At 73.5% G+C, this 17,079-nt stretch carries 19 protein-coding genes; 11 read left to right on the top strand and 8 right to left on the bottom strand.

The genetic code is table 11. The features are described from left to right. Positions 1 to 9 precede the first annotated feature (9 nt). Positions 10 to 828 carry a diacylglycerol kinase family protein gene (locus ACFYVL_RS28450; protein WP_389249802.1) on the top strand — a complete coding sequence of 273 codons (819 nt, stop codon included), beginning with the start codon at positions 10 to 12 and terminating at the stop codon, positions 826 to 828. 46 nt (positions 829 to 874) lie between these two features. On the opposite strand, the gene ACFYVL_RS28445 is transcribed toward ACFYVL_RS28450, so the two are convergent. Continuing rightward, a complete protein-coding gene (locus ACFYVL_RS28445; protein WP_389249800.1) occupies positions 875 to 1,444 on the bottom strand; it encodes a GbsR/MarR family transcriptional regulator in 570 nt (189 codons plus the stop codon). A 152-nt stretch (positions 1,445 to 1,596) separates the two neighbouring features. On the opposite strand from ACFYVL_RS28445, the gene ACFYVL_RS28440 reads away from it, so the two are divergent. Then, positions 1,597 to 2,538 carry an ATP-binding cassette domain-containing protein gene (locus ACFYVL_RS28440; protein ID WP_389249716.1) on the top strand — a complete coding sequence of 314 codons (942 nt, stop codon included), beginning with the start codon at positions 1,597 to 1,599 and terminating at the stop codon, positions 2,536 to 2,538. Next, the gene (locus tag ACFYVL_RS28435; protein ID WP_389249714.1) at positions 2,535 to 4,142 is read left to right on the top strand and encodes an ABC transporter permease; all 1,608 of its coding nucleotides are present in this window, start codon (positions 2,535 to 2,537) and stop codon (positions 4,140 to 4,142) included. Before ACFYVL_RS28440 ends, ACFYVL_RS28435 begins: the two co-directional genes overlap by 4 nt. Before the next feature lie 125 nt (positions 4,143 to 4,267). Here the strand turns inward: ACFYVL_RS28435 and ACFYVL_RS28430 are convergent, their stop codons facing one another. Continuing rightward, positions 4,268 to 4,489, bottom strand: a complete 222-nt coding sequence (locus tag ACFYVL_RS28430) for a hypothetical protein (RefSeq protein WP_389249712.1) — start codon at positions 4,487 to 4,489, stop codon at positions 4,268 to 4,270. Positions 4,490 to 4,613: 124 nt separating this feature from the next. On the opposite strand from ACFYVL_RS28430, the gene ACFYVL_RS28425 reads away from it, so the two are divergent. Continuing rightward, the gene (locus ACFYVL_RS28425; protein ID WP_389249710.1) at positions 4,614 to 5,219 is read left to right on the top strand and encodes a TetR/AcrR family transcriptional regulator; all 606 of its coding nucleotides are present in this window, start codon (positions 4,614 to 4,616) and stop codon (positions 5,217 to 5,219) included. Between the two features lie 84 nt (positions 5,220 to 5,303). Next, the gene (locus ACFYVL_RS28420; protein WP_389249708.1) at positions 5,304 to 5,942 is read left to right on the top strand and encodes a LysE family translocator; all 639 of its coding nucleotides are present in this window, start codon (positions 5,304 to 5,306) and stop codon (positions 5,940 to 5,942) included. A 43-nt stretch (positions 5,943 to 5,985) separates the two neighbouring features. On the opposite strand, the gene ACFYVL_RS28415 is transcribed toward ACFYVL_RS28420, so the two are convergent. Then, the gene (locus ACFYVL_RS28415; protein ID WP_389249706.1) at positions 5,986 to 7,089 is read right to left on the bottom strand and encodes a hypothetical protein; all 1,104 of its coding nucleotides are present in this window, start codon (positions 7,087 to 7,089) and stop codon (positions 5,986 to 5,988) included. A 396-nt stretch (positions 7,090 to 7,485) separates the two neighbouring features. Here ACFYVL_RS28415 and ACFYVL_RS28410 point away from each other — a divergent pair, with 396 nt between their 5' ends. The 3 genes from ACFYVL_RS28410 (at position 7,486) to ACFYVL_RS28400 (ending at position 8,791) form a co-directional block, all read left to right on the top strand. After that, positions 7,486 to 7,878 (top strand): PadR family transcriptional regulator, encoded by a 393-nt coding sequence (locus ACFYVL_RS28410; RefSeq protein WP_389249704.1) that lies wholly within the window; start codon positions 7,486 to 7,488, stop codon positions 7,876 to 7,878. Then, complete coding sequence (locus ACFYVL_RS28405) at positions 7,875 to 8,477, top strand: HAAS signaling domain-containing protein (protein WP_389249702.1); 603 nt, start codon at positions 7,875 to 7,877, stop codon at positions 8,475 to 8,477. Before ACFYVL_RS28410 ends, ACFYVL_RS28405 begins: the two co-directional genes overlap by 4 nt. A 92-nt stretch (positions 8,478 to 8,569) precedes the next feature. Beyond that, on the top strand, positions 8,570 to 8,791 hold the full coding sequence (locus tag ACFYVL_RS28400; RefSeq protein WP_389249700.1) for a hypothetical protein: 222 nt from the start codon (positions 8,570 to 8,572) through the stop codon (positions 8,789 to 8,791). A 74-nt stretch (positions 8,792 to 8,865) separates the two neighbouring features. On the opposite strand, the gene ACFYVL_RS28395 is transcribed toward ACFYVL_RS28400, so the two are convergent. From ACFYVL_RS28395 to ACFYVL_RS28375, 5 genes are all read right to left on the bottom strand, one after another. After that, positions 8,866 to 9,474 carry a Uma2 family endonuclease gene (locus ACFYVL_RS28395; protein ID WP_389249697.1) on the bottom strand — a complete coding sequence of 203 codons (609 nt, stop codon included), beginning with the start codon at positions 9,472 to 9,474 and terminating at the stop codon, positions 8,866 to 8,868. Positions 9,475 to 9,641: 167 nt separating this feature from the next. After that, the gene (locus ACFYVL_RS28390; RefSeq protein WP_389249695.1) at positions 9,642 to 9,923 is read right to left on the bottom strand and encodes a hypothetical protein; all 282 of its coding nucleotides are present in this window, start codon (positions 9,921 to 9,923) and stop codon (positions 9,642 to 9,644) included. Between the two features lie 208 nt (positions 9,924 to 10,131). Next, a complete protein-coding gene (locus tag ACFYVL_RS28385) occupies positions 10,132 to 12,330 on the bottom strand; it encodes a protein kinase (RefSeq protein ID WP_389249798.1) in 2,199 nt (732 codons plus the stop codon). A gap of 98 nt (positions 12,331 to 12,428) precedes the next feature. Continuing rightward, positions 12,429 to 12,929, bottom strand: coding sequence for a MarR family winged helix-turn-helix transcriptional regulator (locus ACFYVL_RS28380; RefSeq protein ID WP_389249693.1), 501 nt, complete (start codon positions 12,927 to 12,929; stop codon positions 12,429 to 12,431). Next, positions 12,926 to 13,519: a DJ-1/PfpI family protein gene (locus ACFYVL_RS28375; protein WP_389249691.1), complete on the bottom strand. Its 594-nt coding sequence runs from the start codon at positions 13,517 to 13,519 to the stop codon at positions 12,926 to 12,928. Before ACFYVL_RS28375 ends, ACFYVL_RS28380 begins: the two co-directional genes overlap by 4 nt. 596 nt (positions 13,520 to 14,115) lie before the next feature. On the opposite strand from ACFYVL_RS28375, the gene ACFYVL_RS28370 reads away from it, so the two are divergent. The 3 genes from ACFYVL_RS28370 (at position 14,116) to ACFYVL_RS28360 (ending at position 17,062) form a co-directional block, all read left to right on the top strand. Continuing rightward, complete coding sequence (locus tag ACFYVL_RS28370) at positions 14,116 to 15,477, top strand: aspartate aminotransferase family protein (RefSeq protein WP_389249690.1); 1,362 nt, start codon at positions 14,116 to 14,118, stop codon at positions 15,475 to 15,477. A gap of 106 nt (positions 15,478 to 15,583) precedes the next feature. Next, a complete protein-coding gene (locus ACFYVL_RS28365) occupies positions 15,584 to 16,285 on the top strand; it encodes a GntR family transcriptional regulator (protein ID WP_389249688.1) in 702 nt (233 codons plus the stop codon). Between the two features lie 129 nt (positions 16,286 to 16,414). Further along, complete coding sequence (locus ACFYVL_RS28360) at positions 16,415 to 17,062, top strand: hypothetical protein (RefSeq protein WP_389249686.1); 648 nt, start codon at positions 16,415 to 16,417, stop codon at positions 17,060 to 17,062. Positions 17,063 to 17,079 lie beyond the last annotated feature (17 nt).

Raw genomic sequence — 17,079 nt, 5'->3', positions numbered from 1 at the left:
GACCAGCTCATGGTGGTCATCGACCCGGTCGCCCGGCGTACGGACGGTGAGTCCGTGCGTATCGCGAAAGATGTGCTGTGTGCCGGGGCGCGCGCGAAAATCTGTCTTGCGGACAGTGCCGAGGAGTTCGCGCGGGCCCTCGCCCGCCGGGGCCGACGCAGGCTCGTGGTGCTCGGCGACGACCTCGCGCTGGTACGCGCGGTGGGGCTGCTGCACCGCGAGCGCGGGCCCGCCGAGGAGGACGCGCTGGCGCTGGTCCCGATCGGTTCCGAGGTGTCCCTGGCCGGGGCGCTGGGGGTGCCGGAGGGCCCGGTCGCGGCGGCCCGCGCGGTCCTGGACGGAACGGTTCGGCGGATGGACCTGCTGACCGACGACCGGGGCGGGGTGGTGCTGGGCGGGGTACGGGTCCCCGCGCCGCCGCCCGTCCCGCCGACGGTGCCGCTGCACGGCGGGGGCGGTGGGCCGTCCGTGTGGTCGGCGTCCTGGTCCGCCTGCCGCTCGCTGGTCCGCACCCTGGTGCGCCCGGCCCCCGAGCCCGCCCTGCGGACCCACCGGCTGCGGGTGGAGGCGGACGGGGTGCTGCTGAGCGACCTGGACGAGCCGGTGGAGGGAGTCCTCGTACGCGCCGGGGCCGGCGGTCTCGCGGAGGTCGAGGTGGGCCCGGGTGCGGCCGGCGGCCCCCCGGTCACCGCCCACGCCCGCACGGTCACCGTCTCCGGCCCCGACTTCCGCTACCGCGCGGACGCCGCGCTCGGCGGCCCGGTCCGGACCCGCACGTGGACGGCACGGGAGGGGGCGTGGGGGCTGGTGCTGCCGGAGGGGCGGTGAGGGGCTGCGTCCCCGGGACCTGCCGCACCCGTACCGTCGGCCGCGCCTAGCCGTCCTCCGCCGGGGCCTTTGCCGAGGTCCTTGCTGAGGGCTCTGCCGGGGGCTCCGCCGCGAGCTCGTCCCGGTGGGCCCGCCAGCGGTCCATCATCAGGGGGATCTCCTTCTGCACGAAGGCGAAGAAGTCCGCCGACTCCGCGATGCGGCGGCCCGCCGGGGTGTTTGTGCCCAGGCTCTGGGCGCCCTCCAGGAGGACCGCCTCCCAGCGGACCAAGATCTGGTCGCGGCGGCCGAAGGCCTCGTACCAGAGTTCGTCGTGCAGGCGGTAGAGGTCGCGGCGGGTGCCGGGTTCGCGTTCGCGGCGGACCATGCTGACGTGGGTCAGGTAGCGGATCGCGCCGGAGATGGCGGCGGGGCTGATCCGCAGCTGTTCGGCCAGTTCGGTGGAGCTGAGCGCGCCCTTGTCGGAGGCCAGCAGGGCGGCGAAGACGCGCGAGGCCATCCGCTGCATGCCGGCCTCCGTCATCTCCGAGGCGAAGCGCTCGACGAAGCGGGAGACCACTTCCTCGTCGCGGGGGGCCGAGTCCTCTCCGGTGCTCCCGGTGGCTTCCGTGCTCACTGCGCCGTCCTCGTTCTCGGTGCTCTCCGTGTTGCCGCTGGTGGTGTTCTCGCTGGTCACTGGCTCATCGTCTCCCCACGTCCGGCCGTGCAGCGGAGTTTATACGCTTTCTTAACTTCACAAATTTGTGAAGTAAGCGTACGTTCAGAAACATGACCAAGGCAATCAGCGTGGCCGGACTGCACAAGTCCTTCGGCCGCACGCATGCACTGGACGGCCTCGACCTCGACGTCAGGGCCGGCGAGGTTCACGGCTTCCTCGGACCCAACGGGGCCGGCAAGTCCACCACCGTCCGGGTCCTCCTCGGCCTGCTGCGCGCCGACTCGGGCGGCGCCCGGGTGCTGGGGTGCGACCCGTGGCAGGACGCGGTCGACCTGCACCGGCGGATCGCCTACGTGCCGGGCGACGTGACCCTGTGGCGGAACCTCTCCGGGGGCGAAGTCATCGACCTGTACGGCAGGCTGCGGGGCGGTCTCGACCCGGCCCGGCGCTCGGAGCTGGTGGAGCGGTTCGAGCTGGACCCGACCAAGAAGGGACGTACGTACTCCAAGGGCAACCGGCAGAAGGTGGCGCTGGTCGCCGCGTTCGCCGCGCGGGACGTGGACCTGCTGATCCTCGACGAGCCGACCAGCGGCCTCGACCCGCTGATGGAGTCGGTCTTCCAGCGGTGCGTGGAGGAGGCACGGGACGCCGGGCGCACCGTCCTGCTGTCGTCGCACATCCTCAGCGAGGTGGAGGCGCTCTGCGACCGGGTGAGCATCATCCGGCAGGGCCGGACCGTGGAGTCCGGCTCGCTGGCGGAGCTGCGCCACCTCACCCGTACCTCGATCGCCGCCGAACTGGCCTCGCCGCCGGGCGGCGTCGCCGGACTCCCCGGTGTCCACGACGTCGACGTCCAGGGCAACCGGGTCCGCCTCCAGGTGGACACCGACAAGCTGGACGCGGTGCTCGGGGCGCTCACCGCGTCGGGCGTGCGGTCGCTGACCAGCACACCGCCGACGCTGGAGGAACTGTTCCTGCGGCACTACGGCGAGGACGCCGGGCAGGACGACGCGCGCACCGGCACGACCGGACGCAAGGCGGTGGCCCGATGACCGCCGTCGCACTCGTCCCCGGACGCGCACGGGCGGGTCAACTGACCGGCACCGGCGCCCTGCTGCGGCTGGCACTGCGCCGGGACCGGGTGGTCGTGCCGGTGTGGGTGCTGGTGCTCGGCGTGATGGTCAGCAGCGGCGCCAACACCATCAAGGCCCTGTACGCGAGCCCCGAGGACCGGGCCAGGGCGGCCGAGTCGATGGCCTCCAACGGTTCGCTGCGCGCCCTGTACGGGCCGGTCTTCGACCCGTCCGTCGGCGGCCTCGTGGCCTGGCGGTTCGGGGCGTTCGCGGCGCTGCTCGCCGGCGCGATGAGCCTGATCGTCGTCGTACGGCACACCCGCGAGGAGGAGGAGACGGGCCGTCAGGAGCTGATCTCGGCGGCCAGGGTCGGCCGGCACGCCCCGCTGACGGCGGCGCTGATCACCGCGCTGATCGCCAACGCGGCGGTCGCGCTGCTGGTGACCGGTGCGCTGGCGCAGTCCACCGGGGACGCGGCGGGCGCGCTCGCGCTGGGGCTGGCCATCGCGGCGAGCGGCGCGTTCTTCGCGGGTGTGGCGGCGGTGATGGCGCAGCTCACGGAGAGCGCGAGGCTCGCGAAGGGCCTGACGGCCGCGGTGCTCGGCGCGGCGTTCGCGCTGCGTGCGGCCGGCGACGCGGGCACGGCCGACGCGTCCTCGGTCCTCAACTGGATCTCCCCGTTGGGCTGGGCGGAGAACGTCCGCCCGTACGCCTCGGAACGGTGGTGGCTGATCCTCGTCCTGCTGACCTCGGCCGGCGCCCTGATGCTGGCGGCCCGTGTGCTGTCCGCCCGCCGCGACGTCGGCATGAGCTTCCTGGCCACCCGCCCCGGACCCGCCGCGGGCCGCCTCTCGACGGCTTACGGGCTGGCCTGGCGGCTGCAGCGGGGCAGCGTGCTCGGCTGGACGCTGGGCTTCCTGGCGGCCGGAGTGCTCTTCGGCGGCATGACCGCCGGGGTCGGCGACCTGGTCGGCGGCAACGCGCGCACCAAGGAGATCTTCCAGCGGCTCGGCGGCCAGCAGGGCCTGAGCGAGGCGTTCCTGGCGGCCATGGTCGGCATGCTGGGCATGGTCGCCGCCCTGTACGTCGTCTCGTCCGTGCTGCGGCTGAACGGCGAGGAGACCTCCCAGCGTGCCGAACCCGTCCTCGCGGGAGCGGTCGGCCGGATCCGCTGGGCGACCGGCCACCTGGTGATCGCCTTCGGCGGCGCGGCGCTGCTGATGGCCGTCGGCGGCCTGGCCCTGGCCCTCGGCTACGGCCAGGACTTCGGCCCGGTCCTCGGTGCGGCCCTGGTCCAGCTCCCCGCGATCTGGGTGCTGGGCGGCCTGACGGTCCTGCTGTACGGAGTGGTGCCGCGCGCGGCGGCGGCGAGCTGGGGGGTGGTCGGGCTGTGCCTGGCCCTCGGCTGGATCGGCCCCGCCCTGGACCTCCCCCACGCGGTCATGAACCTCTCGCCCTTCGGCCACCTGCCGAAGCTGCCGGGGGGCGAGCCGAGCTGGACGCCGGTCGTGGTCCTGACGGCGCTGGCGGCCGTACTGGTGGGAGCGGGGCTGGCGGGCCTGCGCAGGCGGGACGTGGGCTGAGGGCCGCGGCGCGGGAGCGCCCCGGAAGCGGGGCGCTCCTCCTGTCCGGGTGGGTCCTCCTGCCGGGGTGCGTGCGCCCGCCGGGGGTGCGTGCGCCCCGGCCGGCGGCGGTTTCGCGGGGGTGTTCAGCCCCTGCGGCCCGCCGCCTTCGCCCTGCCGTGCGCCCAGGCCACGGCGGCCCCGCCGACGAGCGCGGCGAGCACGTACGCGGCGAGCGTGGGCCCGAAGCCGCCGGGCACCCAGCTGAGCAGGCCGCTGTACTCGTGGTCGAGGAGCTTGCGGATGGTGCCCTGCACTCCCAGGACCATCACGATCATTCCGAGGATCTGTGCGGCGTCGTACTTCACGGTCGTACCCTCCGACGAGCTGCGGGACGGCGCGCGAGCGCCACGTTTACAATGCACTTGCACTGTAATGCGGCATCGACGGCGATGCAATGCAGTCGCATGGTAAAAGCGGAGAGGGGCCGTCGTGCCGAAGATCGTGGACCACGAGGAACGCAGGAGACGCCTGGTCGAGGCCGTCTGGGCGCTGGCCGTGCGCGGCGGCACCGAGCAGGTGACGCTGCGGAAGGTCGCCGAGGAGGCAGGCGTCTCCATGGGCCAGGTCCAGCACTACTACTCCTCGATGCAGGCCCTGATCGCCGACGCCCTGACCCGCGCCGTCCAGGCCGTGAACGCCCGTATCGAGCAGGCCGTCGCATCGGCCGGCGACACCGCCCCCGAGGCCCTGCTCCGCACCTGTCTGCTCGCGCTGGTCTCGCCGGACGAGGAGAGCACCCGGCTGATGCGGTTCTCGCTGGCGGTGGCGGGCCGGGCGGTCTCCGACCCGACGATGGCCCGCGTGCTGGCCCCCACCGACGACGAACTCCTCACCTTCACGGCGGGCCTCATCAGTGGTGCCCGGCTGGCGCGCGGCGACCGGCCGAGCGGTACGGAGGCGACCGACGCCGACATCTGCTGGTCCCTCGCCACCAGCCTCGGCATGGACGTCGCCCTCGGCTACCGCGAGCCGGAGGTGGCGAGAAAGGTGCTCGGCCACTACGTCGACCAGCTGCTGGACGCACGCCACGGGTGACCGGCCGCGCGCCGCGCCCGCTCGGGGGGATGCCCCGGAAAAACCCCGGGCCCCCGCCCCGGCCCCCGTGCTTCCATGGGTCGCATGGTGCCCGCCGAGAGTCTGCCGGCCTTCGCGGCCATGTCGTTGCTGCTGATCGTGATACCCGGCCCGAGCGTGCTGTTCGTGATCGGGCGGGCGCTGGCGCAGGGCCGCCGGGCCGCGCTGACCACCGTCGTCGGGAACACCCTGGGGGCCTGCGTACTCGTCGTCGCCGTCGCCCTCGGGGTCGGCTCGGTGGTGGCGCGCTCGGCCCTCGTCTTCACCCTGCTGAAGCTCGCCGGGGCCGCCTACCTGGTGTACCTCGGGGTCAGGGCGTGGCGTCAACGCGGCTCGCTCCAGGGCGCGTTCACCTCGGGCGGGTCCGCGCGGGGCGGTCGGCGCACCCTGTGGGAGGGGTTCGCGGTCGGGGTGGCCAACCCCAAGACGATGGTGTTCTTCGCTGCCGTACTGCCCCAGTTCGTCGATCCCGCGCAGGGGCACGTCCCGCTGCAGATGCTGCTGCTCGGCCTGGTCTTCAACGTGATCGCGCTGGCCTGCGACAGCGTGTGGGGCCTGCTCGCGGCCACCGGCCGGGACTGGTTCGCCCGCTCCCCGCGCCGGCTGTCGCTGGTCGGCGGCATCGGCGGCCTCACCATGATCGGCCTCGGCATCACGGTCGCGGCGACGGGCCGCAAGGACTGACCCGGCCCGCCGCCGCTCGCGGCAGGGCCGTCCCCGGCACCGCTCAGGACCGGCTGGCCGTCCCGCAGCGGGCGTCGCCCGCCTCCCGCATCCGCGCGTCCATCGATGTGCTCCGGTCGTACGGGTCGACCACCGGGCCGCCTCCCGAACCGGACCGCTCCGCGCCGAACTCCGGGGCGAAGTAGCCCGTGCGGGCTCTGTCGCAGCCGCCGTTGGTCGTGTCGACCTTGTACGAGGAGAGGGAGAAGGTCCCCCCGTCGATCTCCACCTTCGCCGGATCGTCCCAGCTCATCACCGTCTCGCGGCGCACGATGGTCCGCACCACCTCGTCGCTGCCCGGCGCGGCCCTGGCGACCGGATAGACGTAGGTGACATCGGCCGTCACCTCGACCGCGCCCAGCCTGCCCTCGCGGAAGGCGAGGTGGCCGCGCGCCTTGACCACGTCGCCGACCAGCCGCACCTTGTCCTTCTCGAAGCGGCTGAACAGCAGCAGCGGGTCGTTCTCCTTGGCGAGCGGCTCGGTGCGCGGCGTCCGGAAGGCCGCCGCCAGGTACGCGCGGACGTCCTGCTGCCGGGGGTTGAGCGCCGCGACGGCCTTGCGGGGGTACGCGCCGAGCAGCACCCCGCGGTCCAGGCTGGACGCGGCGAGGAAGTCCCGCGACGTCCGCAGTGCCCCCGCGACCTGCTCCCGGCTCATCCAGCCGGTGGCCCGTGCCGCCGGAAGGTGGATCCCGGCCGCGCCGTCGGCCCACTGCTCGGCGGGCGAACCCCGGAACGGGGCGCTCGGGGTGGCCCGTTGGGCCGCCGTGTCCGCCTCGGGCCGGTCGGGCCGCCCGGTCTCCGCGGCGAGCGGTGTCGCCCCGTCGTCGCCCGCCAGCAGGTCCAGTACGCGCCCCGGCCCCACCAGGGCCACCGCCAGCAGCGCGAGCGCCGCCACCAGCCCGACCACGTACCACCCCCGCAGCCGCCGGCGCGGCACCGGCCGGTGGGTCCGCCAGCCGTCCGGCGGCCCGGGTTCCTCGCTCAGCCGCCGGGCCACCATCCGCGCCCGCGCGGACGGCTCTTGCGGCGCGTCCGCGCTCCCGGCCGCGGCCTCGCGCAGGAAGCGGTCCCACTCCTCGTCGGGTATCGACCCGTCCTTGCCCATGCCCCACCCCTGCCGTCAGGTCCCCGGCACCGGACCCTCCCCAGGCCCGGCAACCGTCATCCGTGCATGATCACACGCTTCACCGCGGCCGTACGGGCACACTCGTGCACCGGTCGAGCGGCGGGCGGCCGATGCGGTTCCGCACCCGGACGGCGACACCGCACGCGTACGGCGACACCGCACCCGTACGACGCACCGGACCCGTACGACGACACCGGACCCGTACGACGACACCGGACCCGTACGACGACACCGCACCCACTCGGAAGCAAGCCCCCACCCCCTCGCCCCCCCCCGCACGGCCGCGCCGCGAATCCCCAGCCCCGGGGACAGCCCGGAACCGAGAATTCCGACCCCCCTTCCCCTCCACTTGTTCCGCCAGGTATCTTGCATCGCATGGAACCAGGTGATTCGACCAAGCAGGCACGGGCCGCCGCCCAGCTGCGCAAGGGGGTGCTGGAGTACTGCGTACTCGCCCTCATGCGGGACCGGCCCCGCTACGGCGTGGAACTCCTGCACGCCCTGGAGGAATCCGGGGCGCTGGCCACCAGCCAGGGCACGGTCTACCCCCTGCTCTCCCGGCTCCGCCGCGACGACCTGGTCACCACCACCTGGCAGGAGTCCGCCTCCGGACCGCCCCGGCGCTACTACGCGCTCACCGACAGCGGCCGGGCCGCGCTCGACGAGTTCACCCGCGTCTGGCCCGGCTTCCGCAACGCCGTCGACGCCTTCCTGACCTCCCCCCACCCCGCCGCACCCGCGCTTCCCCCCACCGGAGACCCCGTATGAAGACCTCTGCCGACCCCGTACGCGACTACCTCTCCGCCGTCGAGCGCGAGGCCTCCGCACTTCCGGCCGAGCGCCGCCAGGAACTCGTCGCCGACCTCGCCGAACACATCGAGGTGACGCGCGCCGAGCGCCCCGACGCGGCGATCGGGCAGATCCTCGCGGAGCTGGGCGACCCCCGCACGATCGCGTCCACCGCGCTCGCCGAGGCCGGCACCACGAGCGCCGCGGCACCGGCCTGGGGCAGCGGCGCCGTGCCCGCGCAGGGCCGGGGCAAGGTGCACCCCCTGGTTCCGCTGCTGATGCTCACCGTCCCGTACCTCTTCGCGACGGTCTTCCCCGACGCGACCCTCTTCGGGTTCCTCAGCACGGTCTTCCGCGTCGTCGGCGCGGTGCTCCTGTGCACCTCGGTGCGCTGGAGCACGGTCCAGAAGGTCGTGGGCGTGCTGCTCACCGCCGTGCTGCCGACCGCCGCGATCACCGTCTGGGAGGAGACCACCGTCGCCCCGGCCGGTGACCTTCCGGCCCTGGTGGCGAACCTGGTGACGCTCGCCGTGCTGTCCGGCACGGCCCTCTGGCTCTGGCTGACCCGCCGCGCCTGACCCGCCCGGGATCTGAGGGGCCGTCGGAAAATCTCTTCCCGATCGCACCACCCGTCCGTATGGTGAAACGGACACGACAAGGAAGCCGGGGGGTGAGACCGATGGACATCACGGAGATCGTCGTCGCGGTGATCACGACCGGGCCCGCCTACATCGCGGTCTGGTGGGCCGTGTACAAGGACAAACACCAGCAGCCCGCACCGGTGGCGCAGTGCGCCGCGTGCGGTGGCCACGCCGCCGACTGCGCGCGAACCGGCAACCGGACCGGCGCCGACTCCCCGGGCGGCATGAAGGTCTGGGCCCTCGCGGCCTGACCCGCCCGCCCCCTCGCACTTCTTCGCAACGGGCCCGTCACCTCCCAGGTGGCGGGCCCGTTCCGCATGCCCGGTCAGGCAGCTTCGCCCTCGTCGGGTGCGTCGAACCCGGAGGTGTCCAGCTCACAGTCGAACGGCCCGGGAACGGGGACCTTCTCACCGAACGCCGCCGTGACGGTGACCGCGTACCCGCGATCGGTGGGCGAGGAGTGGACGGTCGCGAGCCCCTCCTGCATGTCGAGCAGCAGATACACCGGAACGCCCGCCTTGCCGTACTGCTCGACCTTGTCGCCACGGTCGTTCTCCCGGGTGGCGGGCGAGGTCAGCCCGGCCACGAAGGAGAGACCTTCGCCGTCGAGGTGGCGGGAGGTGGAGCGCCGGACATTCCGGTGGGCCGCGTGGATGTCGGGGCCGTATGCCCGCTCGATGCCGGGGAACGTGTACAGGGCGGGAGCCTGGCTGATGCGGTGCCCCTCGGGCAGATGGTCCCGGAGCTGATCGCAGATCGAGTCCATGACGTCCAGGTAGTACGGCTTGGACCACGGTGACACAACAATGCTCCCCTTGATGATCTCGGCGCTGAAGCCGTCCGGCACGTGCAGCTCGTCGAGGACGTTCAGCAGCCCTGTGAAGCTGGGGGAGGTCGTGCCGTGTTCGATCGGTCGCTCCTGCATCAACGGCATGATGCGCCTCCTGTGCGGATCGGGCCAGTCGCTGCGCAACGTAGCCGAGCGTGCACAGTGGGGGACGGGCTTTCCGGGAAAGAGGCCCCGTTCGGGCAGAGGGGCTCGCCGCCGGTGGGGCGGCGAGCCCGTTCGCCGTCTCGCGGTGGGTGCGCGAGCGGGTGCGGTCAGAGGATGAAGACGCTCTGGGCCGTCTCGGTGTTGTACGTCTCGCCCGGGTAGACCAGCCACTCGACCGGGCCCGTGCAGCCGGGGCCGCTGTGGACCTCGGCGATGGCGTCGGTGTGGTTGGCGACCGACGAGGGGAACCAGTCGACCGAGTAGCAGCCGCTCGGGTTCTCGAACGCCGCGCCGTTGACGACCAGGACACCCTCGGCCGCGAAGGCGGAACTCGGGACGGAGAACGCGAGTGCCAGTGCCGCCCCCGCGGTCCCCAGGGCCTTTGCCATGCGTCGCATTACGTGTGTACCTCTTCCGTTGCTGTGGTCGCGCTGGGCGACACGTCAGTCACGGATGGTAGTCGTGCGGTGGCGTGCTGTCGGGGACGCCCGGGTTGCCGGGCGGTGCGGCGACCGGGTCGTGCGGTTGCCGAACTCCGCTCCGGGGGTGGTCAGTTCGTTGACGGCGGTCGGTGCGTGCGGGCCCAGGGGCCCCGGTTCAGCCGGACTTGGTGTACGTCACCGACTTGCCGTCCGCCGATGTGCGCTTCAGCCGGCCGTCCGGGAGGAGTTCCACCTCGGACGTCTCGCCGGGGCGGCAGGAGTCCGCGGGGCCCTGGACGACGCGGGACCTGCCGAGCCTGACGGGTCCGTCCGAGCCGGGTTCCGCGGTCAGGTCGGCCTCGAAGAGGCAGTGGAACGAGCCGCCCGCGCCGTCGGCGGTGAGCGACATGACGGTGTCCCCGACCTCGCCCTGACGGAGCGTGAGGTCGCGGGTGCTGTCCAGGACCGTTCCGTGCCAGGTGCCGAGGAAGCCCGACGGGATGGTCGAGGGGGCGGCGTCGTCGGACGGGGTGTTCCCGCTGCCCGTGCTGCTCGGCGGGGCGGTGTCGCCGGGCGTGCCGGAGCCGGGGGCCGAACCCTGCGGGGCGGGACTGTTGTTGCCGGTGGGGCCCGCGACGGGGTCCTTGTCCCCGTCGGTGCCGCGCATGAACGCGTACACCGAGCCGCCCGCGGCCAGCGCGACGACCAGGGCGACCGCGACCAGCGCGAGCGTCGAACGCCTGCTGCGCGGCGGCGGCTCGGGGGTGCTGCCGGGGTGCGGATAGCCGTAACCGCCGGGCGGAGTGGGGTATCCGTACAGGTCGGGAGCGGGCTGAGGGGTCTGGGGGTGCTGGCCGCCGCCCTGCGGATAGCCGTAACCGCCGTACGGGGCGGCGGAGTTGGGATAGCCGTACGCATGGGACGCCGGGCTCTGGTGCGCTGGCGGGGGGCCCGCGCCCTCCGGGGTGGGAGGAGTGGACGGTGAGGGTGGGGCGGGCGGGGTGCCGGGGGAGCCCGGTGTGCCGGGCTGGGACGGCACGACGTACGTGGGCATGAAGTGCACCCCGTCGGCGCTTCCGGCTCCGCCGGGCCGGTGCGGAGTGCCGGGCGGCGGGGGCGTCCCGGCTCCGACGGTCGGCGTACGGGAGCCGTCGGGGGTGGCGGGGGAGGGGGCGTTGGTGGAGGCGGGGCTGTGCGGAGGGGCGGCGGGGGTGCCGGCGCCGGGCGGCTGGGGGGTGGCGCCCGGAGTGCCGGGCGAGGGGTTCGGTGTGCCGGGCGCGGGCGCGGGGTTGGGCCGCCCCGCTTCCTTCTGGCCCGCGGCCGGTTTGCCCTGCGGCCGTACGGGGCCGGGCGCGGCGGGACCGCCGTTCGCCCCCGCACCGCCGTTCGCGCCCGCACCGCCCGCACCGCTCCCACCAGGTCCACCCTCGTCGGCGCGCTTGGACAGGGCGTTCGTCGGGAGGGAGGTGGTGGGGTTCTCCAGGTCGAGCAACTGCACGGCGTGTATGCCGAGTTGGGCCACCAGGGCGGCGGGCAGCCAGGGGTCGCCGGGGGTGGGGCCGGGGCCCGTGCGGGAGAGCACCTGGGCGAGGGCGGGGCGTGCGGCGGGCGGCTTCTGGAGGCAGTCGCGGATCAGGTCGGTCAGGCTCTCGGGCACGTCCGAGAGGTCCGGCGGCTCCTGGGCGATGCGGAACATCAGCGCGTGCACGCCGCTGTGCGCCGTACCGAACGGAAGTCTGCCGGTCGCGGCGAAGGAGAGCACCGAGCCGAGGCAGAAGACGTCGCAGGCCGCGGTGACGCGGTCGCCGCGGATCTGCTCGGGGGCCATGAAGCCGGGGGAGCCGACCAGGGCGCCGGTGCGGGTGAGGCCGCTGTCGGTGACGGTTTCGAGGGCGCGGGCGATGCCGAAGTCGATGACCCGGGGGCCGTCGATGGTGACCAGGACGTTGGAGGGCTTGAGGTCGCGGTGGATCAGGCCCGCCGCGTGGATGTCCTGGAGGGCGTGGGCGAGCCCGGCGGCGAGGACCAGGACGGAGCGCTCGGGGAGCGGGCCGTGGTTGCCGGAGACGACCTGCTGGAGGGTGGGCCCGGCGACGTAACCCGTGGCGACCCACGGGACTTCGGCCTCGGTGTCGGCGTCCAGCACGGGCGCGGTCCAGCGTCCGCCGACGCGCCGGGCGGCCTGCACCTCCTGCCGGAAGCGGGAGCGGAACTCCTCCTGCTCCGCGAGTTCGCGGCGGACGAGCTTGACCGCGACGGTGCGGCCGCGGTCGGAGCGGGCGAGGTAGACCTGGCCCATCCCGCCCGCGCCGAGGCGGGCCAACAGGCGGTAGGCACCGATGCGTTGGGGGTCGGAAGCCCCCAGTTTCTCCATGGCCATGAGTGCTGCGCCACCCTCCCCCGATGTGACAGCGATGGCCCGAGGATAGTGCCGCCGTACGACAAAAGGATCCGGTGCTCGCTACCGTTCCGTCACGCGGTCGTCACCGAGTCCATGGCTTCGGAGAGGCGTTCGAGAACGCGGACGGTTTCGGCGAATTCCTCGTCCCCGAGTTCGGCGCGGAGCCTGTCGGCCAATTCGGCGTGCGCGGGGTCGAGCCGGTGGATCGCGTCCAGTCCGGCGGGGGTCGCCCGCAGGAGCTTGGCGCGGCGGTGGGCCGGGTTGTCGACGTACTCCCCGAGGCCCTGCGCCACCAGCAGATCGGCGATGCGCTGGACGCTCTGGCGGGTGATGCCCATGGTGCGGGCGATGGCGGCGACGGGCGCGGGGGTGCGGGCCACGGCGCCGAGCACCTGCCACCAGGAGGCGGTGAGGCCCACCTCGCGGGCCATCGCGTCGGAGACGGCGAGGAACTGGCCGTTGAGGTGGAAGACGCCGAGCGCGGTGCGGGTGAGGAGCCGCTGCGTGGAGGACTCCGGCGCCGGGACTTCGGGCGTGGGGGACGTGGGGGGCGTGGGGGACGTGGTGCTCATGAGGCGAGGATCTCGTACGCGGACGGGTCCGAGTCGTGGAACAGCCGGTACCAGGCGTCCAGCTTCTCCGGCGGGAGGACGTCGAGCCGCCGCAGGATCTCGCGGGCGAACGCCTCGGGCTGGGTGCTGTTGGCGGTGATGAGGTCGCCGTCGGTGAGGGCGTCGGTGTCGACGTAGTGGGCGGAGCCCCGGTAGCCGGTGGCGTCGAGGTAGAAGGAGACGTTGCTGGTGTGCGGGCGGTCGTCGAGCAGGCCCTCGCGGGCGAGCCCGGCGGTGGCGCCGCAGATCGCGGCGACGGGCACGCCGGCGCCGAGGAAGGTGCGCGCGGCGGCGGCGAAGGGGGCGAGGTCCTCGCCCGCGTCCCAGAGTTCGCTGCCGGTGAGGACGAGGAGGGCGCTGTCCTCGGCGCGCAGGTCGGCGAGCACGAGGTCCGGGAGGACGCGGAGGCCGCCCTTGGTGGTGACGGGGGACTCGGTGAGGGCGACGGTGCGGACGGTGTAGCCGTGGTTGGTGAGCTCGGCGGTGATGTGGCCGGACTCCCAGTCGGCGTAGGAGTCGTATACGGCGAGGTGCACGGTCTTGCGGGACATGGGGGTCTCCTCCGGATCGTGGCGATCGGCCGGCCCCGGGGGGCCGATGACAGAATGCTGTCACTATGACAGCTTGCTGTCAATGCCGGGCCGGGCCCGGCCGCCCGTCCGCTGCGCGGGGCTTGCTCCCCACCCCGCCCCTTCCCGAAAGGGGTGGCGAGCCCTCCCGTGCCGGGCGCGAATCCGCGGCTTTCGCTGTGCCCGCTCGCGCAGTTCCCCGCGCCCCTCAAAGGGGCGCGGGGAACTGCGCGAGCAACCAACAACGCCTCCGCAGGGAATCGGACAGCCCCGCGGCAGCGGTTCAGGGAAGGGGCGGGGAGGGGCCAAGGCCCGCCGCAGGCGCGACCCCACCCGGCCTGCCGGAACCGGCGCCTCGCGGCGGCAGCCGCAAACCCGGCGCAGCGGGAAGGGGCACCGCCCGCCGCAGGCGCGACCCCGCCCGGCAGCCCGGGTGCCGCGCACCCACGCGCATCACCCGCCACCCCCCAACCCCCGCCCACCGCCAGGCCCCCGCTCGACACCCTGCCGATCCGCCGCCCCCATCCCGTACAAGATGGCCATGGCCGCTCCCACCTGCGGCGATCTACCCTGCCCGCATGACCCCTCATTTCACCCCCGACCCGGCCAAGGGCGCAGCCGTCAAGGCCGCCGACCGGGCGCACGTGTTCCACTCCTGGTCCGCGCAGGGCCTGATCGACCCCCTGGCCGTCGCCGGTGCCGAGGGGTCCTACTTCTGGGACTACGAGGGCAACCGCTACCTCGACTTCACCAGCGGCCTCGTCTTCACCAACATCGGCTACCAGCACCCCACGGTCGTCCAGGCGATCCAGGAGCAGGCAGCGAGCATGACGACGTTCGCCCCGGCCTTCGCCGTCGAGGCCCGGTCCGAGGCCGCGCGCCTCATCGCCTCCCGCACCCCCGGCGACCTCGACAAGATCTTCTTCACCAACGGCGGCGCCGAGGCCGTCGAGAACGCCGTCCGGATGGCCCGTCTGCACACCGGCCGCCACAAGGTGCTCGCCGCCTACCGCTCGTACCACGGCGCCACCAACACGGCGATCAACCTCACCGGCGACCCCCGCCGCTGGGCCTCCGACAACGGCTCCTCCGGCACGGTCCACTTCTGGGCGCCGTTCCTCTACCGGTCCGCGTTCTACGCGTCGACCGAGGAGGAGGAGTGCGCCCGCGCCCTCCAGCACCTGGAGGACACCATCGCCTTCGAGGGCCCGGCCTCCGTCGCCGCGATCGTGCTGGAGACCGTCCCGGGCACGGCCGGCATCATGACCCCGCCGCCCGGCTACCTCCAGGGCGTCCGCGAGATCTGCGACCGCTACGGCATCGTCTTCGTCCTGGACGAGGTCATGGCGGGCTTCGGCCGCACCGGAAAGTGGTTCGCGGCCGAGCACTTCGACGTCGTACCGGACCTGATGACCTTCGCGAAGGGCGTCAACAGCGGTTACGTCCCGCTCGGCGGCGTCGCCATCTCCGGGAAGATCGCCGAGACCTTCGAGAAGCGCCCCTTCCCCGGCGGACTGACCTACTCCGGTCACCCCCTCGCCTGTGCCGCCGCCGTCGCCACCATCCAGGTGATGGAGGACGAGAAGGTCGTCGAGAACGCCGCCCACATCGGCGCGACCGTCATCGAGCCCGGCCTGCGCGACCTGGCCGAGCGCCACCCGAGCATCGGCGAGGTGCGCGGCACCGGCATGTTCTGGGCACTGGAGCTGGTCAGGGACCGCGAGAGCCGCGAGCCGCTCGTGCCGTACAACGCCACCGGCGCGGACGCCGCTCCGATGGCCGCCTTCGGTGCCGCCTGCAAGAAGAACGGCCTGTGGCCCTTCATCAACATGAACCGCACCCACGTGGTCCCCGCCTGCAACGTCTCCGAGGCCGAGGCCAAGGAGGGGCTGGCGGCCCTGGATGTCGCTCTGTCGGTGGCGGACGAATACACCGTGTGACCAGGGCGGGGCGAAATCCCGCCAGAGGTGACGGAATGTGATCTTCCCCCTTGTTCCGCTCCGGACGCCGCCTAGGGTGTGGGGAGCGGACGAAGGGGGAACCACCATGCCCGCGAGCGGCGCCGCCACCCGCGGGCCCGTGAACCGCAGCACCTTGCGGCAACAGCTCACCGACGCGCTGCGCGACGAGGTGCTGGCCGGACGGATGCAGTGCGGCCGGGAGTTCACCGTCAAGCAGATCGCCGAGCAGTACGAGGTGTCCGCGACCCCCGTGCGCGAGGCCCTGGTCGACCTGGCCGCGCAGGGACTGCTCACCTCCGACCAGCACAAGGGCTTCAAGGTCCGCGAGTACTCGGTCGAGGAGTACCGCGGCATGGTCGAGGCGCGGCGGCTGGTCATCGAGGGCGTCCACCACCGGCTCGCGATAGCCGCCGGGGACCTGCCGCCGGACCGGCTCGCGGTGCTGCGCCGCCGCGCCGAGGAGGCGGGCCGGGCCGCCGGGGCGGGCGACCTGGATGTGCTCATTGGCTACGACCTGCGCTTCTGGCGCGAACTCGCCACCATGATCGGCAATCCGCACATCGCCGACTTCCTGCACCAACTCCGGGTCCGCTGCTGGGTGTTCTCGGTCCCCCGGCTGCGCGCGGAACGCGACCTGCGCGGCGGCGGACGCCTGTGGAACGGGTACGAGGAGGTCGTCGCGGCACTCGTACGGTGCGACGAGGAAGCCGTGTACGAGGTGCTGGCACGGCACGACGCGGCGGCGCTGGAGTGGTCGCGGGGGCTGGCCGGGGCGGCGGAGGCCTGAGCGATCCGGCCGGGCGGACGGGCACTTCGGGCGCCCCCGCGCTCTTCGCGCGGCGTGCGCAGGGCATTACGCTGCCTGGACCGGCGCCGGCCACGGGGCCGGAACGCCTCGGACCGTGGAGGAGCCCCCTTGGCCTGTGACCTGTGGCTGGTGCCCCTTGTCGACGTGCTGTGCCAGAGTCCCGACAACCCCTTTGCCGAAGAGATCGCCGCGTACGACAAGGCACTGACCGAGGCCGGTCTGCCGACCGTTCCGATCTTCCCGTACATGCCGGGCCTGTCCGGCGACGTCGCCCCGGTCGCGGGGTTCGACTACGACGCGCTGCACCTGCTGCGCCGGGCGTACCTGCTGTCCGCGCGCGGCCTCGCGGTCACCCCGGTCGGCGAACTCGGCGGCGACTACGAGCAGTTGCTGGAGGTGTTCGAGGAGACGGCGCTCGGTTCGCACCTGGTCTGGCACTTCGACCACGCGGGGGCGTACGTGCCGGTCGACTTCGCGGCACCCCTCTCGAACGAGGAACTCCTGGGCGGCGGCGGGCCCCTGGGCTCCGCGCAGGGACTGCTGAGGGAGCTGGAGTACGTGGCTCCGGCGATCGGCATCGACCCGGGGAACCCGCCCGCGCCGCCGCTGCCGCCGTCCGGGCCGACCGCCCTGGAGGAGCCGGCCCCGGCCCCCCTGGACCCGTCCCCCTTCGCCCGGGAACGCCATGTGTGGCTGGGCCTGCACGCAGCCGTGACCCGAAGCCTAGGCCAAGGCTCCATGATCGTCTTCAGCTAACCCCATCCCCCGCCCCG

The organism is Streptomyces sp. NPDC004111 (assembly GCF_042874215.1).
GTDB lineage: Bacteria > Actinomycetota > Actinomycetes > Streptomycetales > Streptomycetaceae > Streptomyces.
The sequence above is the reverse complement of the archived record's forward strand: the minus strand, read 5'-3'. Positions and strand labels throughout refer to the sequence as shown.